Here is a 23533-nt window from a genome sequence, read left to right as displayed (position 1 = left end):
TCAACGGGCTCCGATCGCCTGCTCGATTTGCTCCAGACGGGTCCGGTCCACCGGATCCGTTTCTGCTAGCAGGCGTGTCGTGCCGGTGGTCAGGTCGGTGCATTGCCAGGCAGACTTTTCGAAGCCCGCTGGCAAGTCCTTGGAGGAGCGCGGTCCGGCGTTCTTCCAGAGCACGAGCTGGTCTTGCTGGTGCAGGCTTCGCGGGATGCTGTCGGCGGCGGAATTCCGCTGGAGACGTGTGGCGACACCGGACTTCCACGTGGTCCATAGGATCTGGTGGTCGCTGACCTCACCCTTGTCCGTGAAGAGCAGACGGGAGAGGAACGGGTAGTCGCCGCCCGAGATGGTGAGATGGCCGCTGCAGATCAGCACGCTTTCTCCCCAGGCGATGTCCCGGATGGTGAAGCGTTCGAATCCGGGGGCGGTCTTCAGGAAGCGGTCGCCGCGGAGCTTGCGGATATTCACCGGCTTGTAGTCGGGAGCGAAGTGAGCCCGGATGCAGGACCAGCGGGAGACGGTGGCGACATCACCGCGGGCATTCACGCGGGCAAGCGGCTCGGGTGACCTCGATTCGTCGTGATAGACAAGGAACTGCCGCCCGTCCGCAGTCGCTGCGACGAGCCGGTGAAAGAAGGACGGCTTCGTCGATGCCGGATTCGCGGTGCGGTAGTGGAGCAGGCGCGTGCCGCCGCCTTCGCCGATGACTTGCGATGGCCCGGAGCCTTTGGCGGAGTGCAGAGGCTTTGCGCCGGAGCCGGGCCTCACCCGGTCGATCACGCCATCCTCTCCGGATTCCGGCAGGAGAATCTGCTCATCCTCCAGCGGCGGGGGCAGATCTTCCGGGCCCGGAAGAAGGTCCTGCGCCAGTGCCAGCGGGATGAGCCCGGCGAGAACTCCAGACAGGATGACGGCGCGATCCAGTTTCATTGCCGGTAGTAGAGCGTGCCACTTTGGAATTGTGGAGATGGAAAGCGGGGCATCTCCGCTTTCTCCTCCGGACGCGCCCGCCCTTGCGGCATGCGGGTCCACGGTTCATACCATCGGCATGCTCAAGCCCCTTCATGTGCACCAGTCCCAGATTGCCTTCGGCGACACCGACTGCAGCGGGTGGATCCACTTCCCGAAGATCTTTCGTCATGTGGAGGAAGCGGAGCACGCGTATCTGGAAGCGCAGGGGATCACGATCATCAGCCGAGAGGAAGGCGGCTGGCCGCGGGTCCATGTGGCCTGCGATTTCAAGAGCCCGCTGCGCTTCGGCGACCGGATCGAGGTGCAGCTCGGCATCGAGCGCCTCGGTGCGGCATCGGTGAGCTGGGTCTTCGAGGTACTGAGGGACGGCGAAGTCTGTGCCCACGGGAAAATGACCACTGTGCGGGTGGACGCCCACGGCAAGCCGCTCGTCATCGACGATGCCACGCGGGCAAAGCTGGCCCGCTAGCTGGCAGGCCCGGGGGGGGAATCCGGTGAAGGAAAATCCAAGCGGCCGACCTGAGGCCTGGGATCCTCCCCCACCGGAAACACACACACACAGAAAAGGTCACCGGGTGGAGACGGTCATCGCGCCATCGGTCCCGGGGCTGAAATCCGTCAGGCGCCGTGCGCTCGCCACGAGCTTGCCGTTCACTTCCTCGACCACGATCGTCGAGGGGAAGAAGCCGTAGCTGCTGGACCGCCACTCCGACCATCTGGCCTGCGAGCCTTCCCAGATGCGGTGGGCGCGGCAGACGAGCTTCGCGTGGTAGCGGCGGGTGATGCCCTTCGCCTGGTCTTCCTTCGTGACCGGCTGCTTGATGATTTCCTGAAGGCTCAGGTCCTTCAGCTCCACCCGCGTGCTGAAGTTCCCCACCTTGTGGGTCGCGTGGGCGGTGCCATCCGGGCGGAAGTTCAGCGCACCGGCGAGCAGGGAGGCGCTGGCACTGGTCACTTCACGATGCTCGTTCGCACGCATGGCCGCCGGCTTGGCGACCTGCTGGGCGGAGAGAGGGAAGGCGGAGATGATCAGTGCGGTCAGGAGGGCGCGCTTCATATGCAGGCAAGATGCGACATACGTACGTAGTCAGGCATACCGGGATCGCGGAGTATGGGGCTACGTGATCACGGGACCGGCTGTTAGTTGTGAATCGACATCGACAATCCGGGCTGCTGACGACACAAGGCGGCCCGATGAAGAAGACCTTTTCCCTCGATGTCCCGGACCGGAAGCCCGCGCTGGTGCTCGATGCGGTGAAGCACGAGCTGCGCAAGTACCTGAAGCGCGAGCGCCGGAAGCCGCTGCCGGAGGGCGTGGATTTCTGGGACTTCGACTGCCGGGTCGGAGCGACCGCCGCGGAGGCCGCTGCCACGCACCCGGGAGATCTGGAAAAGGCCGTCGCGGAGATCGCCACGGCAGGCGGGAAGGAAGCCTATGTCGAGATCCTCGCCAAGTCTGGCCACCGGGCGAAGAAGGCCGAGTGAAGCGGCAGGCGGGGGAGGCTGATCAGCGGCCCTCGCCGAAATATTTTTCGCTGCGGTAGCGCAGCCACACGCGGAGTACCTGCGGGACCTTTTCCCGCTCCTCCGGGGTCAGCGTCTCGTAGAGGGCGATCGCCTTTTCGCGTTCACCGCGGCAGGCGGCATTCCGGTGCGCGTCCCAGAGGCTGCGTGCCAGCCGGATGCGGCGGCAGACCTCCTTCACCAGCGCGGGGCCGGTCAGGGGCTTGGCATTCGGCTTCTTTTTCGGCGGCACGGCGGGAAAGTTCCCACGGGTGAAAATTTCTTCCAAGGATTTCCGCGGTGCCGTGTCCTTGGTAATGAAGCCATGAATCACACCCCGCATGGAAACCGCATCCAAGCCCAGGGCTGAAGCCCCGGAGGTGCTTCCTTTCGCCACGATGACCGAGGAGAAACCCACGCTCCGGCAGATCTTCGAGGCGGAGGAGAGTCCGCTCCTGCGCTACGCCCACGGCATGGTGGGCCGCCGCGAGTGCGCGGAAGACCTCGTCCAGGAGGCCTTCCTTCGCCTCCACTCCCACTGGGACGAGGTCGCGAATCCGAAGGCGTGGCTCTACCGCTCCGTCCGGAATCTGGCCCTGAATCACCTGCGCGACCACAAGCGCGAGACCCTGGTGGACGAGACTCCCGAGTGGGATGCCGCCGCCGGCCACGACGACCACGACCCCGTGGCCCGCCTGGAGGCCGCCGGCGCCGTCCGACTCCTGCTCGCGGAACTCCGCGATGACGACCGCGCGCTGCTCCAACTGAAATACCACGAGGATCTCAAATACGACCAGATCAGCGAGCGCACCGGCCTCAGCGTGGGGAACGTGGGCTACAAGCTCCACCACCTGCTGAAGTCCCTGGGCGAAAACCTGAGACGCATGGGGATCGAGAGCGCGAACGGCTAGAGGCACAAGATTTCAAGACTCAAGAAGCAAGACTGCAAACAATCCTATGAACGATGACATGGACAAGCCACTGAACCCGGTGGGTGACGCTGCGCTGGAGGCGCGGATCACCGCGTGGGTATTGGGCGAGGCCTCGCCGTTCGAAGCGGCGGAGCTGGAGGAGATCTGCGCCCGGGATGCCGGTGCGCGATTGTTCGAGCAGCGCCTGCGGGTGCTGCACGCATTCATCACGGAGGACCGGAAGGCCGGCCCCGACGACGAGTGGAAGCTGCCCGCGGAAAAGCGCGTGAAGATCGAGGAGCTGCTGGAGAAGCCGGTTGACCTGACCGACGAAGATTCCGACGGGGAAGAAGATGCCATCCGCACCGCAAGGAAGCGCGCGTCGATCCGCCGCACCGGCCGCCAGGCCCTGCTGGCCATCGCGGCATGCACCGTCGTGAGCTTCGGCGGCTGGACGCTGATGAATTCCGTGGGCAAGTCCTCCACGGAGGCGTTCGCCATGCAGTCGTCAGCCGAGGTCATGGAGCGGGGCCCGTCCCGCGAAGATCGCTTGCAGGCACTGGAAGAACTTCGCAAGGCCGTCGTGGCTCAGCAGGACAAGGTGGATGACAAGCGGAAGTTCTTGGCTCACTTCAATCGTGACGAGAGGATCGCTTTTTTTCCCGACGGTAACGGGCGCTCATTGGACGAAATGGGCAGGATTGAAGCGCACGACGCGACTGATGCCTTAAAGAGCAAGGTAGCAAATCAGAGTGTCGCGGATGCCAAGACTGACTTCGAGAGCAGCCAGCAGGTTTTGCTTGAGCTCAAACGGAAGCTGGTGACGGAAGAAATGGCGATGCAGCTCTCGGAAGGGGAGTTCGCTCAGGCAGCCCCGGCTGCTGAGGTCGTGCCGTCCTCCGCTCCGCTGATCGCCGCGAGAGAATCCAAAGCCTTACGCATTACAGCCGAGGATGATTCCTTGGCCAGCTTGTCGGACGAGAGCACGGCGCGCAGCAAGTCCAGGCCATCGGGACCACCGGTGAAAAAGCCGGCGTCTTCTTATCTCCACCTTTCCCAAAGTAGTCCCTACACCTCCAAGCCCGCATTGCAGGCGCAGGGCCGGTCGAACATGCCGCGCTCGGAGACTGCCTCCCCGGCACCTGCGAATGCGGCCCTCCCCGACACAGCGAAGGAACTCGCGGACAACGATGCCTTCGCGGGCAAATCGGAACTGCGTGACGGAACCCAGCCTGAAATCGCATCGCGCTTCCGGAAGGAGGCCCCTGCCGCGGCTATGGATGGCTTTGCGCCAGCGGATCGCCCGGCGGAGCTGGGCATCGCCGGGGGAAGCGTGGACCCCTATGCGGATGCAGCATCTCCGGAACAGCCAGCGGAGAGGTCGTCGTTGCTGGCGGATTCTCAGGCTAGTGGCCTGAAAAGCGACCTGTCCTTCTTCGGCACTCGCCGGGATTCCACGGATAAACCTGCCGCTCCAAATGGCGAGGTGAACGGAATCGCAACCGCTGGCAATCGTTCCGGTGCGGGTGCGATCAATCGCAATAACATCGATGCCATCCTTGAAGGTGGTGAGATCGCAGGAGCTTTCGATTCGAAGCGTTCGGTGAATCAGGCTAACGGCTATCGCTACTCACCGGGTAACGAAGTCGCCCAAACCGGCGACTTTACGGATCTCTCGGTGATGGGCGAGTTGGCTAAAAATGCGAAGGACCAGACGCAGGACGGGTTCGTGGATGATCCGATCCGAAACAATCCGGCTCTCATCGAAGAGCATGAACAGAACCCCGACGACATCCGTCGCAACCTCTACATCGCCGAGGGGCACTACCATCTCGGCAGGTTCGATGATGCGAACAAGTCCTACGAGGAAGTGCTACGCATTGACCCCTACAACAAAGCGGCCCGACGTGGCATCGAGACGGTGGCTAAAGCTCGCGAAGATTACTATCGCGCGGCTTACGACCAGACCCGCGCCACGCTTCTAGCCGAAGTGGACCGGGCTTGGGAGCTGCCCGTTCCTCCATCGACCGAAGAAGCTGCGGAGAAATCGGGAGAAGCGCCCAAGCCCGAGGAGAAGGCCGAGGTTTCCCAGCAGGAGAAGAAGGACGCACCCGCGGTGGAACTCAAGGCCGAGACCCAGACCTCCGCCGAGCCCTTTTCCACCTTCTCGCTTCATGTCAGCGATGCGTCCTTCAAGATGGCGAAGGCAGCGCTGGAGCGCGGGGACGTCCCGGCACCGGATGGCATCCGGCCGGAGGAATTCTACAATGGCTTCGACTACGGCGATCCCGCTCCGGCGAATGGCGAGCCGGTGGTTTGCGCGGTGGAGCAGTCGGCGCACCCGGCATTGCCGCAGCGGAATCTGATGCGCATCGGCGTGAAGACCGGATCGCAAGGCCGCGGTGGCTCGACGCCGCTCAATCTGACGCTGCTGCTCGACAGCTCCGGCTCGATGGAGCGCGAGGACCGCAATGCCGGACTCGCGAATGCGGTCCGCGAACTCTCCGGCCTGCTGAAGGAAGGCGATACGGTCAGCGTGATCGGCTTCGCCCGCCAGCCGCGCCTGCTGGTGGACCGCCTGCCGGGGAACCGCGCGCAGGAGCTCAATGGGATCTTCGCGCAGACTCCTTCCGAAGGCGGCACGAACCTGGAGGAAGGCCTGAAGCTCGGTGAAGAGCTTGCCATGCGGCAGTTCAACCCGGCGGCGCAGAACCGCATCGTCCTCTTCACCGATGGCGCGGCGAATCTCGGCGATGCGAAGCCGGAGACGCTGCAGGCGAAGGTCGAGCAGATGCGGCAGAATGGCATCGCCTTCGACGCCGCGGGCTTCGGGGCCGACGGTCTCAATGACAAGCTGCTGGAGCGTCTGACGCGGAATGGCAATGGCCGCTACTACATCGTGGACAGCGCGGAGGAGGCGGACGCGAGCTTTGCCAAGCAACTCGCCGGTGCCTTCCGCCCCGCCGCGGAAAACGTGAAGGTGCAGGTGCGCTTCAATCCGGCGCGCGTCGCGAAATACAAGCTGATCGGCTTCGAGGAGCATCGGCTGGAGAAGGAAGACTTCCGCAATGACGCAGTGGATGCCGCGGAGATGGCCGCGGAGGAGGCGGGCAATGCGCTCTATCAGATCGAGACCCTGCCGCGGGGCGAGGGCGAGGTCGGCGAGGTCAGCGTGCGCTTCCGCGATGTCGCCAGCGGCCAGATGGTCGAGCGGACCTGGACGATTCCCTACGACGCGCAGGCTCCGGCATTCGACCAGGCATCGCCCTCCATCCAGCTCGCCGGCCTATCCGCCCTTGCAGCCGAGAAGCTGCGCCGCGCCCCGCTGGCCGATGCCGTGGATTTCCAGCAGCTCGCCCCCGTGATGGCGAAGGTGAAGGCCCGCTATGCCGGCAGCAAGCCCGTCGCCGATCTGGAGTCGATGATCGGTCATCTGAAGTGACCCCGTGGCCGCAGCCGCTTGCCGCGGGTTTTTACCTACATTTTACCCGTCGCCGGTCATCCGGCGGCGTTCTCTCTCCGCATCCTCTCATGTCATGAACTACTCCCGGACTCTCCAGGATCTCTCCCCATCGCGCGGCGACCGACCTGTCGCCGCACCTCACCGGCTCCGCCGTTGGCTCGCCGCGTGCGTTATGCTGTTAGGCAGCCTCGCTCCTGCGCAGGACGAGAAGGTGGTGCTGCTACCCGTCGAACGGGAGAAGCCCGTTCCGCTGTTCTTCTCCGCGCAGACGGACACGGTGATCAAGGCGGGCATCGACCGCATCGAGGAAACGATCACCGCGAAGCTGCGGGTGCATCAGGGCAGGCCGGAGATCCTCAGCATCGGCCTCACGGGCACCGGCGAGATCACGGGAGTCGCGGGGCCGGGGCTGAAGACGTGGACCGTCCGCCGCGAGGCCGATGGTGCCCGCTTCCTCGACCTGAAGCCCGAGTTGCCCGCCGATCCGAAGGCGGAGACGCCGAAGGAATTCGACGTGACGATCACCTCGCTCCACGAGGATACGGAGCAGCCCGTCGATCTGCTGCTGCCCGCGCCCGGTGCCTCGGTGGGCTTTGCCTCCACCATCAGCCTGTCCGGTGATGGTGCCACCTCGCCACGGGTGCTGCTCGTGGAAGGCCTCCAGTCGCTGCTGGGCGATGCGGAGACGCAGCGCTTCAGCGGCAGTGTCGCGGCGCGTCTGAATGTGAAGGTGGACCTGAAGGGCGCGGCACCGCGGGCCGTGGAACTGGCAAATGCCACGCTCGACGGTCAGGTCACCGCGGATGCGAGCAGCGTGTCCTTCTCGCTGAAGGGCGAGGTCCGCATCGCGAAGGCTGGGGAAGCGATGACCTTGCTGGAAGGCGTGGCCCTCAGCGGAGTTACCTCCGGCGAAGGCTGGTTCATCCGTCTGAAGAAGGACGGCGAGAACTACATCCATGAGCTGGTCGGCGAGCGTGAGGGGAGCTTCCCCATCGATCTTTCCTTCGAGGCTCCGCTCGTCCGGCAGGGGGATTGGAGAGGCGTGGACTTCAAGGTGCATGGCGGCGCGGTGGTGCCGGTGCGGATCGCGGGACTCGATGAAGGCGTTTCCTTCAAGCCCGACGAGGCTGTGGTGCCTGAGCGCCGCGAGGGGACATGGACCGGCTATCTCCCAGCCACGGGCCGCGCCGGACTCGCGTGGAAGACGGGCCGGGATGAAGGCGATGGAGCCTTGTTTTTTTCCAGCAGCGAGATCGCGGAGACACGCGTCGGCGCGGGACTCGCGCGGCGCTACTCGCGGCTCGGCTTCCGAGTGCTGCAGGGCAAGCTGGATGCACTGAAGATCCGCATCGATGGCGCAGGCGAGATCCTCGCGGTGCGGGGAGGGCTGGTGCTCGCATGGAGCGTGGCGGAGGAAGATGGGGCACGCATGCTGGACGTGCGGCTCAGCCGTCCGATCGAGGGTGAAGGCGAGATCGAGATCGAGGCGCAGGCTGCCCTGGGAGTCTTCCCCGCGAAGCTCACACCGCCGCGATTCTCCCCGCTCGGTGCGCTCCGCCATAATGGCTACCTGCGCGTGTCGAATGACGGCGCGGTGCGCCTGGAGGTCGCCGCGAAGAAAGGGCTGATGCAGCTTTCCCCGGCGCAATTCCCATGGGCGAAGCAGGACGAGGACCTGCGGCAGTCGTTCGTCTATCGCTTCCCGTCCGCCGATTATGACTACGAGGTCTCCGCGGACCAGGTGCTGCCGGAGGTGGGCGTCACCGAGGTGACCGTGCACGAGCTTGCCGAGACCGACCGCCGCATCACCACGGAGCTGGAGCTGGACGTCCGCGAGGCACCGCTGCGCGAGTGGAGCGTGGCCGTGCCTGCCGACTTCGCCGTGGCCTCGGTGGAGGGTGCGCCGGTGGCCGACTACAGCGTGGCGAGCGATGCCGTGGATGGCGTGCGCGAATTGAAGATCCTCTTCAGCCAGGCGGTCATTGGCCGGCAGTTGATCACCGTGAAGCTCGAGAAAAATCTGGCGGCTGCGGCGGGCGATTGGGTGCTGCCGGTCATCGGCCATCCCGGCGCAAAGTCATCGCGCGGCTACGTCGGTGTGGTGGTCACCGCGGGATATCGTGCGGTGCCCGGTGCTGTCCGCGGGCTCGTGGAGACCCCGGTGGATTACTTTCCGAAGAAGATGACCGGCCTCCAGCAGGCCTTCCGCATCCGCGAGGTGGAGTGGGCCGCGACGATGAAGATCGAGGCGCTCGGGCAGAGCGTGCAGGCGGATGTCTTCCACCTCTATTCGCTGAAGGAAGGCGCGGTGACCGGCAGCGTGCTGGTAAACTACTTCGTCGTCGGTGCCCCGGTGAGCCAATGGCGCATCCATGTGCCGGAGAGCCTTGGGAATGTGGACGTCATCGGCCAGAATGTCGGCCGTGACTGGCGTCGCGAGGGCGATACCCTGGTCATCCCGCTCGCCCGGCCATTGCTCGGCTCGGGCACGGTGCTGGTGACCTTTGACCAGCCGATGAGTGCCCGTGGTGGTGATCTCTCGCCCGGCGAGGTGAGGCCGCTCGACGTGCAGTCGGAGCGCGGCCACATCCAGGTGGTGAGCCCGCTGCAGGTGAAGTACGACATCTCCCGTAGCGAGGGATCCGTCTTGAAGCTTGATGCCACCGAGCTCCCCGCCGAATACCGCCTGCTCAGCAGCGCGCCCACGCTGGCCGCCTGGCAATACACCGCGGGCGACGTGGCGATCGGGATGAAGATCAACTGGTACGATCCCGGCGAGACCGAGGACCAGGTGGTGGACTACGCGAAGCTCGCCAGCCACGTGTCCCGCGACGGACAGGTCGTCACCGATGCGCGCTTCTTCGTGAAAACGCGCGGGCGCACCGTGCTGGAGCTTTCCCTGCCACAGGGCGAACTGTGGGAATCGAAGGTGGGTGGCCAGCCCGTGAATGCCCGCCGGGATGGTGAGAAGATCCTGGTGCCGCTGCCAGCGAATGCCGACCCGAATGAACCGGTCGAGGTGGTGCTGCGCTACGGTGCGAAGGGCGACAGTGCCCGCTCGCCGAAGCTGGCGGCACCTGTCTTGCACGCGCCCACCGTGATCGGTGAGTGGAAGGTGACGGCGGACGATGGCCGGCAGCTCGTTCCCCGCGGCGGCCTGCGTCCGGTGCGTCCCGTGCTTGCGGAGACGGGGCTGGAGTGGGTCGTGTCCCGTGCGCGGATGGGTGCTCTTTCGATACTGCTGGTCGCGCTGGTCGGTTGGTTCTTGCAGCGCCTCCCGGGCCTGAGGATTCCCGGCGTGATCCTGATTCTCTTCGCCGGTGTCGCGTCCTGCTGGTTGGGATGGAAGGCCATGCACGATCGCCGGGTAAACATCGCGGCGCTGGAGTATTCCGCGCCGGTGGTGCCGTCCGACAAGCAGGTGTTGCTGGAGCTTGGCAATGTGCCGACCTGGCAGGCGATGCTCAGCGTGCCCGGCGTGCTGCTCGTGGTGGCCGGGATTGCCGTGGCGATCTATGGCCTGTGGACTCGCAAGCATGCGGCCCTGACGGTGACGGGCGGGCTGGTCCTGGTCGGGCTCGGCGTGCTGGCACAGCGTTTCGGCGCGGTGGTTTTCTTCGGTGGGCTGGGTGCGATCTTGCTTTTGGGCAAGGGCTTGCCGGGCATCGCCGGACTCTTTCGCAAGCGTGCCGTGCCGGTGGCGGCGACGGTCGCGCTGATGTTCTTCGCGGGATCCGATTTCGGGCAGGCTGCGGAGTTGCAGCCCGCCGAGTCCATGATCCAGTCATGGCGCATCCAGGATGGTCGCCTGACCGGTGAGATCGATGTGGAGGCACGCGGCAAGGCGGACGAGCGTGTGCTGCTGCTCACGTCGCCCACGGTGCTGACCGGCTTCACCGGTGATGGATGGCGCGTGGTGAAGGCCGCGCACGGTGAGGAGGAGGCCTACTTCCTCGTCGCCAGTGCCGAGGGGAAGAAGACCGGCCGTGCCACCTTTGAGATGCCGCTTCCTGCGCCGCAGGGCGGATGGCGTCTGCCCACCGGGCCTGCGGCGGTGCAGCGCGTGAAGGTGAGCTGGAACCAGCCAGGCTGGGAATTCGTATCGCAGCGCGCGGCCAAGGTCACGCCGATGGCGATCGAGGGGGGCAGCGGAGCCGAGCTGGTGCTCGCGCCCGCGGATGAGATCGTGCTTCAGGCCCGTCCCTTGCGCCGCGATGCGACCAGTGAAGAGACGCGGTTCTTCGTGGAGACGAATGACCTCTACCTGCCCGGGCCGGGTGTCGTCAGCGGGCGTCATCGTGTTGCTGTGCGTCCCTCGCGTGGCGTCGTGAAGGAGCTGACGGTGCTGATTCCCGCAGGCTTCACGGTGGGTGATGTGACGGATGGTCCGGTGGGAAGCTGGCGCTTCAATCCGGAGACGCACGAGCTGAAGGTGGGCATCGAGCCCGCACAGGATCAGGCGTTCGCATTCTCCATCGGCACGCAGCGGGGCACGGCCACGCTCCCCGTGGACCTGACCCTGGAGCCGGTGAAGGTGCAGGGCTCGGCAGGTGCGGTGGGTCTGTTAGGCCTGGGCTTCGGCGATGAGGCGCAGTCCGAGGCCGTGAATGCGAAGGGGATGAGCGCCGTGAATCTCGATGACTTCGGCGTGCAGCTCCTGCCGCACGATCGCGAGGGCCGCGCGCTCGCCGTGATGCACCGCGCCTATCGACACACGGGCGGCGATGCATCGCTCGCGCTGAAGGTCACGCCGGTCGCCCCGGAGCTTCGCGCGGACATGAAGCAGACGCTTTCGCTCGGCGACGATCGCATGGTGCTGGCGGTGGACCTGATGGCATCGATCACGCGGGCGGGCCTCTTCAAGCTGGAGGTCGAGATTCCCGCAGGCTTCGAAGTCGAGTCCGTGACGGGTGCCGCGTTGGCGCATTGGGCGGAGTCCACGGTCGAGGGCGTGAGGCTGCTGAATCTCCACCTGAACGGCCGCACGCTCGGCGAGCAGGCATTCGCGATCTCGCTGGCGGCACCATTCCCCGGCGCGCAGTCATCGTGGCCGGTGCCCCGCGTTTCGCTGCGCGGTGCGACGCGGCAGACGGGAATGCTGACGGTGGTGCCGGAGCGCGGCCTGCAGGTGCGGGCGGTCTCTCGCACGAATGTCTCCCAGCTTGATCCCCGGGACGCCGGAGTGCCTAGGCCCGGCGCGCTTGCCTTCAAGCTGCTCCAGTCGGACTGGTCGCTCGCTCTCGCCGTCGCGAAGCTCGATGCATGGGTCACCGCACAGGTGCTCCACGAGGTGACGCTGCGCGAGGGGCAGACGCTGAGCCGGGTGAGGCTCGCCTATCGCATCGACAATGCGGCGATGAAGGTGCTGCGCGTGAGGGTGCCTGGCCTGGATGAAAAGGCGACGGCGACCGTGCGTGCCAGCGGCCCGGCGGTGGGCGACTTCGTCCCGGTCGAGGGCGAGCCGGGGCTGTGGGAGATCCGCTTCCAGCGTGGTGTCGCAGGCGAGACGGCGGTGGATATCGAGTTCCAGCAGACGGCGGGTGATTCCGCATCGGTCGCTCCAGTGGTGCCGGTGGAAGTACGGCAGTCATCGTATTTCGTGGCGCTGCGCACCGGCGGGCGCCTGGAGATGGAGAGCCCCGCCCTCCCGGGTGGGTGGCAGCGCAGCGACTGGGGTGTGGTTCCCCAGTCCCTCCGCGATGCCTTCTCGCCGCAGACCCCGGCGGCGGTATTCCGCGCGGCGGAGGTGGAGGCCCCGCTCGCGGTGACGCTGAAGCGCCATGAGCTGGAGAAGACACAGGATCTCCGCGTCGAGCGCGGGAATCTGACCACGCTCGTTTCCCCGGAGGGCGCTTCGCTGACCGCGGTCGATCTGGAAGTCCGCGTGGCCGAGAAGGGCACGCTAAAGCTGGACCTGCCGCAAGGCGCGGACCTCTACAACGTGCTGGTGAATGAAGACGGCGTGCCGCTCGTGAAGGATGGCTCGGCGTGGCTCTTCCACGTGCATCCCGCGCCCGAGGGGAATCGCCCAGCCAGCGTGCGCTTCGTCTATGCCGTGAATGGCAAGGGCACCGTGCTCGAGGGACCGAAGCTCGACGTGCCGCTGGAGAATCTCACCTGGCGCGTGATGCTGCCGGAAGGCTGGAAGCTCGCGAAGCATCAAGGCGACTTCGAGCTTCAGGATCAATCGCGGCGCGTCGTGAAGGAAGACTACCGCAGCTTCGTCTCGCGCCAGCGTGCCGCTGGAAAGCAGGAGGCGGTGGCTCTGCTCGACCAGGCCAACCTGTGGATGCGCGCGGGTGAACAGGACAAGGCGGGCCAGGCGCTGAGCAAGGCAGCCCGCAACGGCCTCCTCGACCAGGCCTCGAACGAGGACGCGCGGGTGCAGCTTCACAACCTGAAGACCCAGCAGGCGACGCTGGCCCTGAATACCCGGCGCCAGCGGCTCTATCTGGATAACCGGGCGGAGGTCGCGACGGCGAACGGGCAGCTTGAGCAGGCGGCGCAGGAGAACCCGCTGCTCCAAGGTAGCCTCAACTATGATCCGCAGCAGTTCGACCGCTTGCTGGAAGGCAACACTATCGACGAGAACGCGGCGATGAAGGCGATCGCGAACCGGATCGTGACCCAGCAGCTCGCCGCCGATCCCGCTCCGGCCGCGCTCGACGTGACGATGGCGGAGCGCGGGACAGTGCTTGCTTTCAAGCGCAGCGTGCAGGTGGACGGCAGCGAGGCGATGAAGCTGGAGCTGGTCATCGAGCCGATGCAGTCCCGCGGCTGGGCCTTCGGGATCATCCTGTGCGTCCTCACCGCAGGGGTGCTGACGACGTTCTATCGCATCCGGAAGGCCTGATTGCGGGTCTCACTTCCATCGCGCAATCTCGGCCCGCACGTTCTCCACGGACGGCGAGCCGGGATTCGTGCGGGCAGCGAGGGCACGCTGGAGATTGAAGACGCTGCTGGCGTCCGCGGTGTAGGCGGAGTCGATCTGCGTGAGGTCCAGCTTGTCGAGCGGCACGCCGGTCTTCACGGATTCGGCGACGGCCTTGCCGACGAGTTCGTGCGCGTGGCGGAAGGGCACGCCCTGCTTCACCAGCCAGTCGGCGAGATCGGTGGCGAGCAGCATCGGATCGCTCGCCGCGGCGAGGCAGCGCTCCTCGCGGATCTCCATGGCGGCGATCATCTCGGTATTCACCGCGAGGATCAGCTTGAGGGTGTCGATGGAGTCGAAGAGCGGCGGCTTGTCTTCCTGAAGATCGCGGTTGTAGGTGAGGGGCAGGCCCTTCACGGCGACGAGCAGGTTCATGAGGTTGCCGATGAGGCGACCGCTCTTGCCGCGGGTCAGCTCGCAGACGTCCGGGTTCTTCTTCTGCGGCATCAGCGAGGAGCCCGTGGTGTGGGCATCGGAGAAGGTGACGAAGCCGAATTCCGCGGTGCACCAGAGGATGAGGTCCTCGCTGAGGCGCGAGAGGTGGACGCCGCAGAGGCCGGTGGCAAAGAGGGTCTCGGCGATGTAGTCGCGGTCCGCAATGGCATCCATCGAGTTCGTGCTCACGCCGTCGAAGCCGAGTTCCGCGGCGATGGCGCGGCGGTCAAGGTTGATGGTCGAGCCTGCCAGGGCACCGGAGCCGAGCGGGGAGACATTGAGGCGCTTGCGGGCGTCGGTCAGGCGGCCCTTGTCGCGCTCCAGCATTTCCACGTAGGCGAGGAGGTGATGGCCGACGGTGACGGGCTGGCCACGCTGGAGGTGGGTGTAGCCGGGGATCACGGTGGCGGCATACTTCTCCGCGCGGTCGAGCAGCGCGGCCTGCAGGCCGGAAAGGGACTCCACGAGGAAATCGATCTCCGTGCGGCAATACAGGCGCGTGTCGGTGGCGACCTGGTCATTGCGGGAGCGGGCGGTGTGGAGCTTCGCGCCGGCAGCACCGATGCGCTTGGTCAACTCCGCCTCGATGTTCATGTGGATGTCCTCGAGCGAGGTCTTGAACTCGAAGGTCCCGGCTTCGATGTCGGCCTTGATCTCCAGCAGGCCCTTCTCGATCGCGCCGAATTCATCGGCGGTCAGCAGCCCGGCCTTCAGTTGGGCGCGCGCGTGGGCGATGGACCCGGCGATATCGTGAGGGAAAAGCCGCCAGTCATAGCTGATCGACTCACCGAATTGTTGGACAAGCGAGGAGGTATCCTGGGCAAAACGACCTTTCCACATGGCGGCGGAAGTAGCGGGCAGGCCGGGATGGCAAGCAAGGGGAAAAGGCGGTCCGGTTCAGCCAATCTCCCGATACCAGACGGTCACGAAGAAGGCATTTGCAGCGCCCCCGTCGGTCGCAGAGCCGCTGGAAATGGTGATGACCTCGATCCCCGGCTGCCGGCGGAGCCACTCCTCTGCCTTCCGATGGGCGTCGTCGATCCGCTCGATCAGGGCCTTCGCGGTATTGAAGCGGATGCCTCCCGCAGCCTGTCCATGGAAAATCCGGTGCCGGATGGAAGAGTCGACGGGGAAGGGAGGAGGAGTTGCCATCGGGAAAAAGCTCAGCGCTTCCGAGTCGGCAGTCGCTTGCCGGTCACCCGTGCGGTGATCAGGTTCGGGCAGACCCCCTTTTTGCGCAGCTGCTCGCAGCAGGCCTCGATCTTGATGGTCTGGCGCTTTGGCCGGAAGCCCATGCGGCGGGTCAGGCAGTCGTTCAGCAGCTCCAGGTGGGAGTCCTCGAATTCCAGCACCTTCCCGCAGTCGATGCAGACGAGGTGGTTGTGGCTCGGCTTGTCGACGAAATTTGGGTCGTAGGTCTTCAGGTCGCCGCCGAGGTCGATCTCGTGCAGCAGGCCGGCCTCCACCAGCAGGGAGATGGTCCGGTAGACCGTGGCCCGGGAGACGCCCGCATTGGCCTTGCGCGAGCGATCAAACAACTCCTCGGAGGTGAAATGCTCATCATTGGCGAAAGCGGTGCGCACGATCGCGTCGCGCTGCGGGGTCTTCCGCAGCCCTTTTTTCCGGATGAAGGCGTCGAGCCGGTCGAGGATGGCCTGTTCCACGGGGTGATTTTAAGCGACATGTCACGCAGGCGGGAAGGACGAAGCGCGGATGTCAGCATTTGCGGGTTGGCAAGGCCCGCCGGCTCGCATGAAATGACGTCGATGAAGCTCTTGAAGCCCTTCGCGGTCATGATTTCGGCCTTGGCCCTGTGGTCCTGCGGCTCGCCGCAGGTGCTCGATGTCCGGCCGCTTCACATCCGCGACGTGAGCACGGCCGAGAGCGATGACCCCATGATCCGCGGAGACCGCATGCGTCGCTTCCACGGGGCCGTCAGCGTCGGCGAGAAGGGCGAGCGGATGGGATATACCTATACGATCCTGTGGAACGAGGCCTCCTCGCCGGACGCCGGGGAGATCGTTTTCGAGTACCAGCAGGGCTCCACGGGCAGCCGGGTGAAGAAGATGGTGCACCGGATTTCGGACGGGGAGACCTCCGGACGTGCCGAATTCGCCATCCTCGGCAAGGACTACCGCGAGGGTGGCCGGGTGCTGGCATGGCGTTGCACGATGTATCGCGGGGGCCGGGAGATCGCATCCCGCCATTCGTATCTGTGGCAATAACTCGGTTTTCTTACAGATGCACGGTTGACCATGGCCGCAGGAGGAATTTAGAGTAGGGCGGTCGCTAGCAAGTTCGGTCCCTCTTACGTGAGTTCTGAAAACGCCATTCTGGTCGGAGTATTCGACGGCTTCACTTGGATTCGCTGCGAGGGAAAAGGCTCCTTCGTCATCAGTCCGGTGATGAAGGAATGTGCCGAGTCGCGAATCGCTGAGGGCGAGCGATGTATCGTCATTGATCTGGGTGGCTGCACCGGCATGGACTCCACGTTCATGGGGCAGCTCGCCAGTTTTGCCGCCCGGCTCTCGAAGCTGGGGGCGAAGGGCGGGGTCCAGATCGCCGGGGCGGGGGAGCGGAACCGCAGCTCCTTGGAAGACCTCGGACTCGATTGCCTGCTTGAGATCGACCCTCCGGTGGCCGTCTGGCGCGGCAAGGCCGACGAGATCCGGGCGGAACTGGAGCCCTACAAGCCCGGGCACTCTCCGACGATGAAGGAGCGTGCGAAGCACATTTTGGAAGCTCATCAGACGCTGGCGTCCACCAGCGAGGAAAACGCGCGAAAATTTGCAGGCGTGGTCGGCATCCTCGAGCAAGAGGTCGCCGAGAATGAACGGAAAGCCGACTGATCAGCCGGCCGGCCCATGGAACACCTCCTCCTCTATTCCTTGCTGGCCCTGATCCTCTCCGGATTGGCGGTCGCTCTGGTGCGGAAGAGACGGGAGCTGACCTCCAAGCGCGCGGAACTCTCCGCCTTCGAGGGCGAGGAGCACCGGATGTTCGCCTTCCTCCACGATCTGGGGGCTGCGATCGACAGCAATACCACCATGACCGGGCTTTCCCGGCTGATCGTGGATGGCGTGGACCGGGTCGTCGCCGCGCGCGGCGGTGCGCTCTACCTGCTGGATGACTCGCGCACGCGGCTGCAGCCGAAATATCTCTCCGCCGAGTGCCCGCCGCTGATTTCCATCCCGCAGGACGTCCGGGAGCGGGCGGCGAAAGATCCTCGCGCGCTGGAAAGCTATCTCCGCCTCACGCAGGTGGCGTCGGACGAAGGGATGCTGGGCGCGATCCATTCTTCGGGCGAGGCGCAGTTTGTCCCCGAGGTGAAGGCCCATCCGGGTTTCCGGGACGGGGCGATCCACTTCGGGCCCGACACGATGGCCCTCATCGCGCCGCTGAGGCATGGAGGGAAGGACCTGGGAATTCTCGCTGTCAGTCGCATCCGCGAGGATGGCGCATTCACGGCCAATGACTTCGCCGTCTTCCGCAGCGTGGCCGAGCAATCTGCCTTCGCCATCGGCAGCGCGCTGGTCCATCGCGAGGCCAGCGAGAAACGCCAAATGGAGGGCGAGCTGAGGAATGCCCGCGAGGTCCAGCGCGTGTTGCTGCCGCAGGGTGACCCGGTGGTGCCCGGCTACCGCATCAGCGGGACGAACCAGCCCGCCCGCATCATCAGCGGCGACTACTACGACCACTTCGACCTCGGCGATGGCCGCCACGGCGTGGTCATTGCGGACGTGTCGGGCAAGGGCGTGGCCGCCGGCCTGCTGATGGCGATGTGCCGCAGCGTGCTCCGCTCGGTCGCCGCTGTGCATGAAAATCCAGCCGAGGCGCTGGCCTTGGTGAACCGCCAGCTTTTCCCGGACATCCGCGAGGACATGTTCATCAGCCTTTTTTACGCCGTCATCGAGGGCGATGGTGGCACGATGAGGGTGGTCCGCGCGGGCCATGATCCGGCCCTGATCTACCGGGCGGCGGATAAGTCCGTCACCTTGCTGAAGCCGCCGGGCCTTGCCCTCGGGATCGACGATGGCGATGTCTTCGAGCGGGTCACGAAGGTCCACGAGATCCACCTCGCCCCGGGCGATTGCCTGCTTTTCCACACCGACGGCGTGAAGGAAGCCGTTGATGCAGCGGGCGAGGAATTCGGCATGGATCGCCTGCGCGACGCCTTCCGCGAGGGAGCGGCGCGCGGCGCGGAGGCATCGATCCGTGCCGTGGAGCGGGAGCTGTCCCGGTTTGCCGCCGGTGCTCCCCAGATGGATGACGTGACGCTCGTGGCGATCGAGAAGCGCTGAGTATCAACTCAGGCGCTCGCCGATTGACGGGTGCGGCGCAGCAGCAGGGTCGCCGCCGCGGCACTGGCCAGGATGGGAGCCGTGGGCTCCGGGACCACGACGTAGCTGCCGAAGTTATCCGTGTTGCCACCATAGACGGCGGGATGGCCGCTGAACCCGGCGAAGATCCCGCGATCCTGTGGCGGGAGATCTTCATGGGTCGTGCTGAACATGTCGAAGCGGATCGAGGAGGTATTCTCGTAGTAAAGAAGCATCCCTCCGTCCGCGGTCGTCTCCGGATGGCCCACGCCGCGCGAGTTGAAGCGGTAAGAGCCGTCCTCGGCCAGCGCTGTGATGCCGCTGTTGTTGTGGGTCTGGTAGCCGACGAGCCCGTCACCGGTGAAGGCGCGGATCGACTCGGACTGCAGCGGCTCGCCGTCGTGATCGTAGATCAGCAGGCGCACGCCGGGCAGTGTCACCTGGGTGCCGAAATTCGTGCCGCCCTGATAGAATGACATCGACCAGGCGATGCCGCCGGTTGGCTGGGCGTTGTTGCCACCGAAGCGGTAGTAAACGCCGAGGTCCTTTTTGCCGAAGCCGTCGTTGTAGTCCGGGATCCAGCCGACCCATTGGTAGGAGCTGTACTCGCGGAATGACGAGCCCTCTCCATCGGTCAGTCCGAGCAGGGACACCCGAACATCGACCGACTGGCCATTGTAGGACCCCGCATTCGTGAAGTCCATCGAGGTGGCGGAAGAGTAGTAGGGACCGAGCGTGGAATTGTTCGGATACATCTGCAATGCCGGTTGGACATTGTTTGAGAAATCCAGATCCACGTAGGTCTGTGCCTCTGCCCCGAGCGGGAGCAGGGCAAACAACAGGGCGGTGCGGGGGTGCAGCAGGGTCATGGGGGACAGCAAGGGGGTGCGGTCAGGTAGCGGCGATCGTGCCGTGTGGCGAACAGAAATTCTCAGGTGGCCTCGGCTGAATGGATGGCCTCCTCGAGGGCCTTCGCCAGCGGGCCGATGTTTTCCTCGGTGAAAAGGGTGAGGTGCCGGCCGGGGACCGGGACGATGCGGAGCCCTCCCAGCGCCATGGCACTCCAGCCGTAGTCGGCAGGCCACTGGACCTTGTCGCTCGGGGTCATCGCCTTGAAAAGCGTGATCGGCCCGGGGTAGGGGCGCGGCTTGTAGGCCTGCATCGCGCGCCAGTTTTCCTCGCGGACCTGCACGCGGCGGAGGTCGCTGTGGGCCTCGGCGGGTCCCATGTGCATGGCTTCGCCGACTTCCTTTTTCACCTGGCGGTGGACGGATATGCCTTCAGCAATGCGTGCCCGCAGGCGCTCCAGTTTTGCAGGCAAGGGCAGGTCTTCCTGCTGCTGCCAGAAGGCACCGAACCTGCCGGGCAGGGAGTAGCGCTTGTTGGGGGCGGTGGGATTGTGGGTGTCGAAGAGCCCGAGGAATTCCACCGTGTGGCCCTGGTCAACAAGTTGACAGGCCATCTCATGGGCTACCACTCCGCCAAAGGAGTAACCGGCGAGCCGGAAAGGCCCGGTCGCATGGACCGCGAGCAATTCCTGCACGTAGGCCGCCGCGGTTTCCTCCACGCTTGACTCCTCGATCGGCGTGCTGCTGCTGAGCGAGAGCGCCTCGATGGCGTGGATGGGGAAGTCTCCCGCCATCCTCTCCGCGATGCCGCGGTAGAAGATCACGCCACCATCGCCTCCATGGATGCAGAAGAGCGGCGGAGGATTTCCCCGGTCGGAGAGGGTGACGAGGTGGCCTTTCTTGCCGGACTTCGCGGGATTGGCGGAGGTGGCCGCCGCCTCGGGTGCGAGCAGGACCGACAAACGCGCGATGGTGGGATGGCTGAGCAACGCGGCCAGCGGCAGGCTGATGCCAAATTCGCGTGAGATCCGCGAGAAGAGGCGCAGCGCCATCAGCGAATGTCCGCCGAGCGCGAAAAAGTCGTCCTCGCGACCGACCTGCGGCGTGTCTAACAGCTCGCTCCAGATGACGGCGAGCCGCTGCTCGGTCTCGCCCTGCGGCGGGATGAACTGGCGTTGCACGGCGCTTGCCCTCGCGGGATCGGGCAGGGCGGCGAGGTCGATCTTGCCATTTGCGGTGACCGGAAAGGTGTCGAGGATCGTAACGCTGTCCGGTCGAAGGAAGGCGGGGAGCCTTGCCGAGAGCCAGGCGTCCAGCTTCACCGGGTCGAGCAGGCTGCCCTGCTCGAGCGAGGCCCATGCGAGGATGCGCTTGGTCTCGGCGGATTCGCCGCGCACCGCCACCTTCGCCTGGCGCACCTCGGGGTGGGAGGCGAGCGCGGTTTCGATTTCGCCGAGCTCGATCCGGAAGCCGCGGATCTTCACCTGGTGGTCCCGGCGACCGATGAACTCGATGGTGCCGTCCGCAAGCCAGCGACAAAGGTCGCCGGTGCGGTAGAGCCGTCCGAACTGCGGATGCGAGATGAATTTCTCCGCCGTCAAAGCCGGGTCGCCATGATAGCCGAGCGCGAGGCCCGTGCCGCCGGTGAAGAGCTCGCCATGGACTCCGGCAGGCACCGGGCGGCCGAGGTCATCGAGGATGTAGGCAGTGGTGCCACCGATGGGCCGGCCGATCGGGATCGAAAGGCGCTCGCAGTCTTCGTCTCGGATCGCATGGCAGGTCGTGAAGGTCGTGTTCTCCGTCGGCCCGTAGCCATTGATGAGCGTGGTGCCGGGCAGCGCTGCCATCGCCTGGCGCACGTGCGAGACCGAGAGGACATCGCCGCCCGCCAGCAGATAGCGGAGGCCTTTCAAAGAGTCCACGTGCTCCTCGATCATCACCTGGAACAAGCCCGCGGTGAGCCACAGCGTGGTCACGCCTTTCTCACGCACGGCGGTGGCGATTTCATCAAGGCCCGCGCCCCGTGAGGGAATGACGAGGGTGCCGCCGTTGAGCAACGGTCCCCAGATTTCGAGGATCGAGGCGTCGAAGGAAAGCGGAGCGGCGAGGAGGAAGACATCGTCGCTCGTGATCGGCATGAAGCCATTGTCGCGAACGAGGCGGGTCACGCCGCGATGCGGGACCAGCACGCCCTTCGGCTTGCCCGTGGAACCGGAAGTGAAAAGCAGGTAGGCGGGGTGCTCCGGCGAGAGTTTGACGGGCGGAAGCGTGGTGGCTTCGGCGCTCCCGAGCTTCGGAATCTCCAGCAGCGTGCCGTTCCAGTCGCCGTAGGAAAACGCGAGGCCCGGCGTGGCGAGTCCCACACGCGCACCGGAATCCTCCAGCAGCATCGAGAAGCGCTGTGCCGGATAATCCGGATCGATCGGAACGTAAGCGCCACCGGCGAGCAGGATGCCGAGCAAGCCGGTGATCATCTCCGGCGAAGGCTTCGAGCAAAGCGCCACGAGATCGCCGGGCTTCACGCCTGAATTGATCAGGCGTGCCGCCAACGTGGTCGCCTCGGCATGGAGCCGCGAGTAGGTGATTGTCTGATCTCCGAAGACGAGGGCGGTGCGTGAGGGATGCTTCTCGGCAGTCTCGAGAAACCACGCTGGAATGGTAGTGACTGGGAGGGCGGAATTCATTCCGCCCGTGGAATCCGATGCTGATCCGGGCGGAATGAATTCCGCGCTCCCGGTGATGGGATTTCGCGACCACTCGCCGAGGATCGTCGCCTTCTCCTCACTTGTTAGGATTTCCAGCTCCGAGAGGTTCTTTTGGGGATTCTCCGCAATGCCTTCCAGCAATTGCCGGTAGTGGCCGAGCATGCGCCACGCCGTCGCGTGATCGTAGAGGTCCGTGCTGAAGTCGCACGAGAGCCGCCACCCTTCCGCGCGCTCCACGATGAAGAAATGCAGGTCGAAGATCGCACCGGCCGAGCGGGATGGGATCGGGATCAGCTCCACACCGCCGAACTTGCCCGCCTTCGCGAACGAGCGCTGGTGCGTGAAGTTCACCTGGAAGATCGGATTGCGGCTCGGATCGCGATTCGGCTTCAGCTCGCGAACCAAGCATTCGAAAGGGAGATCCTGATTCTCCACGGCGGAGAGCGCGGTGTCGCGCACCTGGCGAACGAGGCTTTCAAAGGTGGGATCTCCGGAGAGATCGCTGCGCAGCACGAGTGAATTGATGAAGACGCCGATGAGCCGTTCCATTTCGGCACGGGTGCGGCCGGTGATGGGCGAGCCCACGGCGATGTCCGTCATGCCGGTATAGCGGTGGAGCAGGACCTTGTAGGCCGCGAGCTGCAGATGGAAGAGGGTCGCGCCATTCCGCGAGGCGATCGCCTGCAGGCGCTGCGTCAGCTCGCGCGGCAGCAGGGTGGAGATCAGCTCGCCATTCCAAGTCTTCGCCGCAGGACGCGGCCGGTCGGTGGGGAGGTCGAGCTCTGACATGTCGGCCAGCCGCTCTTTCCAATAGGTGAGCTGCCTGGCGATCTCGGGGCCTTCGAGGAAGTCCTTTTGCCAGACGCTGTAGTCGCCGTACTGGATCGCCGGTGGCTCCAGCGGGCACTCTTTTCCGTCGCGATAGGCCTGGTAGATCTGCGCCAGTTCCTCGGTCAGCACCGTCATCGACGAGCCGTCGAACATCGCATGATGGACCGAGACGTGCAGGATATGCGAGGTGTCGGAAAGCTTCACCAGTTCCGCACGGAAGACCGGGCCGGTTGCGAGATGGAACGGGCGCTGCGCCTCGATGCTTCCAAGCCGGTCCGCCTCCACCTGTCGCTCGCCTTCCGGCAGATGGGAGACGTCGTGGATGGGGAAGATGAAGTCGGCCTCGGGTGCCACGACCTGCAACAGCTCCCCGCCATCCTCCTCAAAGTGCGTCCGCAGCGACTCGTGACGCTCGACGATCGTTCGCAATGCTTTCTCTAACAGAATCGCGTCGAGCGGGCCTTCCAACCGGAAGCGCATCGGGACATTGAATGCCGTCACTCCCGGCTGGAGAAGCTCCAGATACCAGAATCTCTGCTGGGCCACCGAAGCGGGGAAGGCCAGCACGTCCGCGGCCTCGGGCGCTTGGGTCGCCGGGTCGTGGGTTGGGTCGCTCAT

16 protein-coding genes are annotated in these 23533 nt (G+C 65.3%); 8 read left to right on the top strand and 8 right to left on the bottom strand.

All coding sequences use genetic code 11. The features are described from left to right. Positions 1–927 carry a hypothetical protein gene (locus tag OKA04_RS19630; RefSeq protein WP_264502913.1) on the bottom strand — a complete coding sequence of 309 codons (927 nt, stop codon included), beginning with the start codon at positions 925–927 and terminating at the stop codon, positions 1–3. Between the two features lie 118 nt (positions 928–1045). Between OKA04_RS19630 and OKA04_RS19625 the strand changes: the two genes are divergently transcribed. Then, on the top strand, positions 1046–1438 hold the full coding sequence (locus OKA04_RS19625; protein WP_264502912.1) for an acyl-CoA thioesterase: 393 nt from the start codon (positions 1046–1048) through the stop codon (positions 1436–1438). Between the two features lie 99 nt (positions 1439–1537). On the opposite strand, the gene OKA04_RS19620 is transcribed toward OKA04_RS19625, so the two are convergent. Then, positions 1538–2026 (bottom strand): hypothetical protein, encoded by a 489-nt coding sequence (locus OKA04_RS19620; RefSeq protein WP_264502911.1) that lies wholly within the window; start codon positions 2024–2026, stop codon positions 1538–1540. A gap of 137 nt (positions 2027–2163) precedes the next feature. Here OKA04_RS19620 and OKA04_RS19615 point away from each other — a divergent pair, with 137 nt between their 5' ends. Next, positions 2164–2454: a DUF6172 family protein gene (locus OKA04_RS19615; RefSeq protein ID WP_264502910.1), complete on the top strand. Its 291-nt coding sequence runs from the start codon at positions 2164–2166 to the stop codon at positions 2452–2454. 22 nt (positions 2455–2476) lie between these two features. On the opposite strand, the gene OKA04_RS19610 is transcribed toward OKA04_RS19615, so the two are convergent. Beyond that, positions 2477–2725: a Precorrin-3B methylase gene (locus OKA04_RS19610; protein WP_264502909.1), complete on the bottom strand. Its 249-nt coding sequence runs from the start codon at positions 2723–2725 to the stop codon at positions 2477–2479. Between the two features lie 88 nt (positions 2726–2813). On the opposite strand from OKA04_RS19610, the gene OKA04_RS19605 reads away from it, so the two are divergent. The 3 genes from OKA04_RS19605 to OKA04_RS19595 all read left to right on the top strand — a co-directional run bounded on the left by OKA04_RS19605 (position 2814) and on the right by OKA04_RS19595 (position 13699). Then, positions 2814–3383 carry an RNA polymerase sigma factor gene (locus OKA04_RS19605; RefSeq protein WP_264502908.1) on the top strand — a complete coding sequence of 190 codons (570 nt, stop codon included), beginning with the start codon at positions 2814–2816 and terminating at the stop codon, positions 3381–3383. 58 nt (positions 3384–3441) lie between these two features. Continuing rightward, positions 3442–6825 (top strand): vWA domain-containing protein, encoded by a 3384-nt coding sequence (locus OKA04_RS19600; RefSeq protein WP_264502907.1) that lies wholly within the window; start codon positions 3442–3444, stop codon positions 6823–6825. 94 nt (positions 6826–6919) lie between these two features. Then, entirely contained in the window at positions 6920–13699 is a 6780-nt protein-coding gene (locus tag OKA04_RS19595; protein ID WP_264502906.1) for a hypothetical protein, read from the top strand. 9 nt (positions 13700–13708) lie between these two features. Here the strand turns inward: OKA04_RS19595 and argH are convergent, their stop codons facing one another. The 3 genes from argH to OKA04_RS19580 are packed head-to-tail and all read right to left on the bottom strand — an operon-like array spanning position 13709 to position 15876. Further along, a complete protein-coding gene (argH, locus tag OKA04_RS19590; protein ID WP_264502905.1) occupies positions 13709–15052 on the bottom strand; it encodes an argininosuccinate lyase in 1344 nt (447 codons plus the stop codon). A gap of 57 nt (positions 15053–15109) precedes the next feature. Beyond that, complete coding sequence (locus OKA04_RS19585; RefSeq protein WP_264502904.1) at positions 15110–15364, bottom strand: hypothetical protein; 255 nt, start codon at positions 15362–15364, stop codon at positions 15110–15112. An 11-nt stretch (positions 15365–15375) separates the two neighbouring features. Then, positions 15376–15876: a Fur family transcriptional regulator gene (locus OKA04_RS19580; protein WP_264502903.1), complete on the bottom strand. Its 501-nt coding sequence runs from the start codon at positions 15874–15876 to the stop codon at positions 15376–15378. Between the two features lie 129 nt (positions 15877–16005). On the opposite strand from OKA04_RS19580, the gene OKA04_RS19575 reads away from it, so the two are divergent. The 3 genes from OKA04_RS19575 (at position 16006) to OKA04_RS19565 (ending at position 18513) form a co-directional block, all read left to right on the top strand. Beyond that, positions 16006–16437 carry a hypothetical protein gene (locus tag OKA04_RS19575; protein ID WP_264502902.1) on the top strand — a complete coding sequence of 144 codons (432 nt, stop codon included), beginning with the start codon at positions 16006–16008 and terminating at the stop codon, positions 16435–16437. A gap of 87 nt (positions 16438–16524) precedes the next feature. Beyond that, positions 16525–17061 carry an STAS domain-containing protein gene (locus OKA04_RS19570; RefSeq protein ID WP_264502901.1) on the top strand — a complete coding sequence of 179 codons (537 nt, stop codon included), beginning with the start codon at positions 16525–16527 and terminating at the stop codon, positions 17059–17061. A gap of 15 nt (positions 17062–17076) precedes the next feature. Beyond that, positions 17077–18513, top strand: coding sequence for a PP2C family protein-serine/threonine phosphatase (locus tag OKA04_RS19565; protein ID WP_264502900.1), 1437 nt, complete (start codon positions 17077–17079; stop codon positions 18511–18513). Positions 18514–18521: 8 nt separating this feature from the next. Here the strand turns inward: OKA04_RS19565 and OKA04_RS19560 are convergent, their stop codons facing one another. After that, complete coding sequence (locus OKA04_RS19560; protein ID WP_264502899.1) at positions 18522–19400, bottom strand: hypothetical protein; 879 nt, start codon at positions 19398–19400, stop codon at positions 18522–18524. 62 nt (positions 19401–19462) lie between these two features. Beyond that, positions 19463–23533: a non-ribosomal peptide synthetase gene (locus OKA04_RS19555; RefSeq protein ID WP_264502898.1), complete on the bottom strand. Its 4071-nt coding sequence runs from the start codon at positions 23531–23533 to the stop codon at positions 19463–19465.

Origin of the sequence: Luteolibacter flavescens, assembly GCF_025950085.1 — a bacterium.
Lineage (GTDB): Bacteria > Verrucomicrobiota > Verrucomicrobiia > Verrucomicrobiales > Akkermansiaceae > Haloferula > Haloferula flavescens.
This window is presented reverse-complemented; position numbering and strand designations above follow the sequence as displayed.

Excerpts from the sequence above, each read along its gene's own strand:
- OKA04_RS19625 (WP_264502912.1), top strand. The coding sequence starts at position 1,046 with ATGCTCAAGCCCCTTCATGTGCACCAGTCCCAGATTGCCTTCGGCGAC.
- OKA04_RS19615 (WP_264502910.1), top strand. The coding sequence starts at position 2,164 with ATGAAGAAGACCTTTTCCCTCGATGTCCCGGACCGGAAGCCCGCGCTG.
- OKA04_RS19575 (WP_264502902.1), top strand. The coding sequence starts at position 16,006 with ATGATTTCGGCCTTGGCCCTGTGGTCCTGCGGCTCGCCGCAGGTGCTC.
- OKA04_RS19630 (WP_264502913.1), bottom strand. The coding sequence starts at position 927 with ATGAAACTGGATCGCGCCGTCATCCTGTCTGGAGTTCTCGCCGGGCTC.
- OKA04_RS19585 (WP_264502904.1), bottom strand. The coding sequence starts at position 15,364 with ATGGCAACTCCTCCTCCCTTCCCCGTCGACTCTTCCATCCGGCACCGG.
- argH (WP_264502905.1), bottom strand. The coding sequence starts at position 15,052 with ATGTGGAAAGGTCGTTTTGCCCAGGATACCTCCTCGCTTGTCCAACAA.
- OKA04_RS19600 (WP_264502907.1), top strand. The coding sequence starts at position 3,442 with ATGGACAAGCCACTGAACCCGGTGGGTGACGCTGCGCTGGAGGCGCGG.
- OKA04_RS19595 (WP_264502906.1), top strand. The coding sequence starts at position 6,920 with ATGAACTACTCCCGGACTCTCCAGGATCTCTCCCCATCGCGCGGCGAC.
- OKA04_RS19560 (WP_264502899.1), bottom strand. The coding sequence starts at position 19,400 with ATGACCCTGCTGCACCCCCGCACCGCCCTGTTGTTTGCCCTGCTCCCG.
- OKA04_RS19555 (WP_264502898.1), bottom strand. The coding sequence starts at position 23,533 with ATGAGCGACCCAACCCACGACCCGGCGACCCAAGCGCCCGAGGCCGCG.
- OKA04_RS19565 (WP_264502900.1), top strand. The coding sequence starts at position 17,077 with ATGGAACACCTCCTCCTCTATTCCTTGCTGGCCCTGATCCTCTCCGGA.
- OKA04_RS19605 (WP_264502908.1), top strand. The coding sequence starts at position 2,814 with ATGGAAACCGCATCCAAGCCCAGGGCTGAAGCCCCGGAGGTGCTTCCT.
- OKA04_RS19620 (WP_264502911.1), bottom strand. The coding sequence starts at position 2,026 with ATGAAGCGCGCCCTCCTGACCGCACTGATCATCTCCGCCTTCCCTCTC.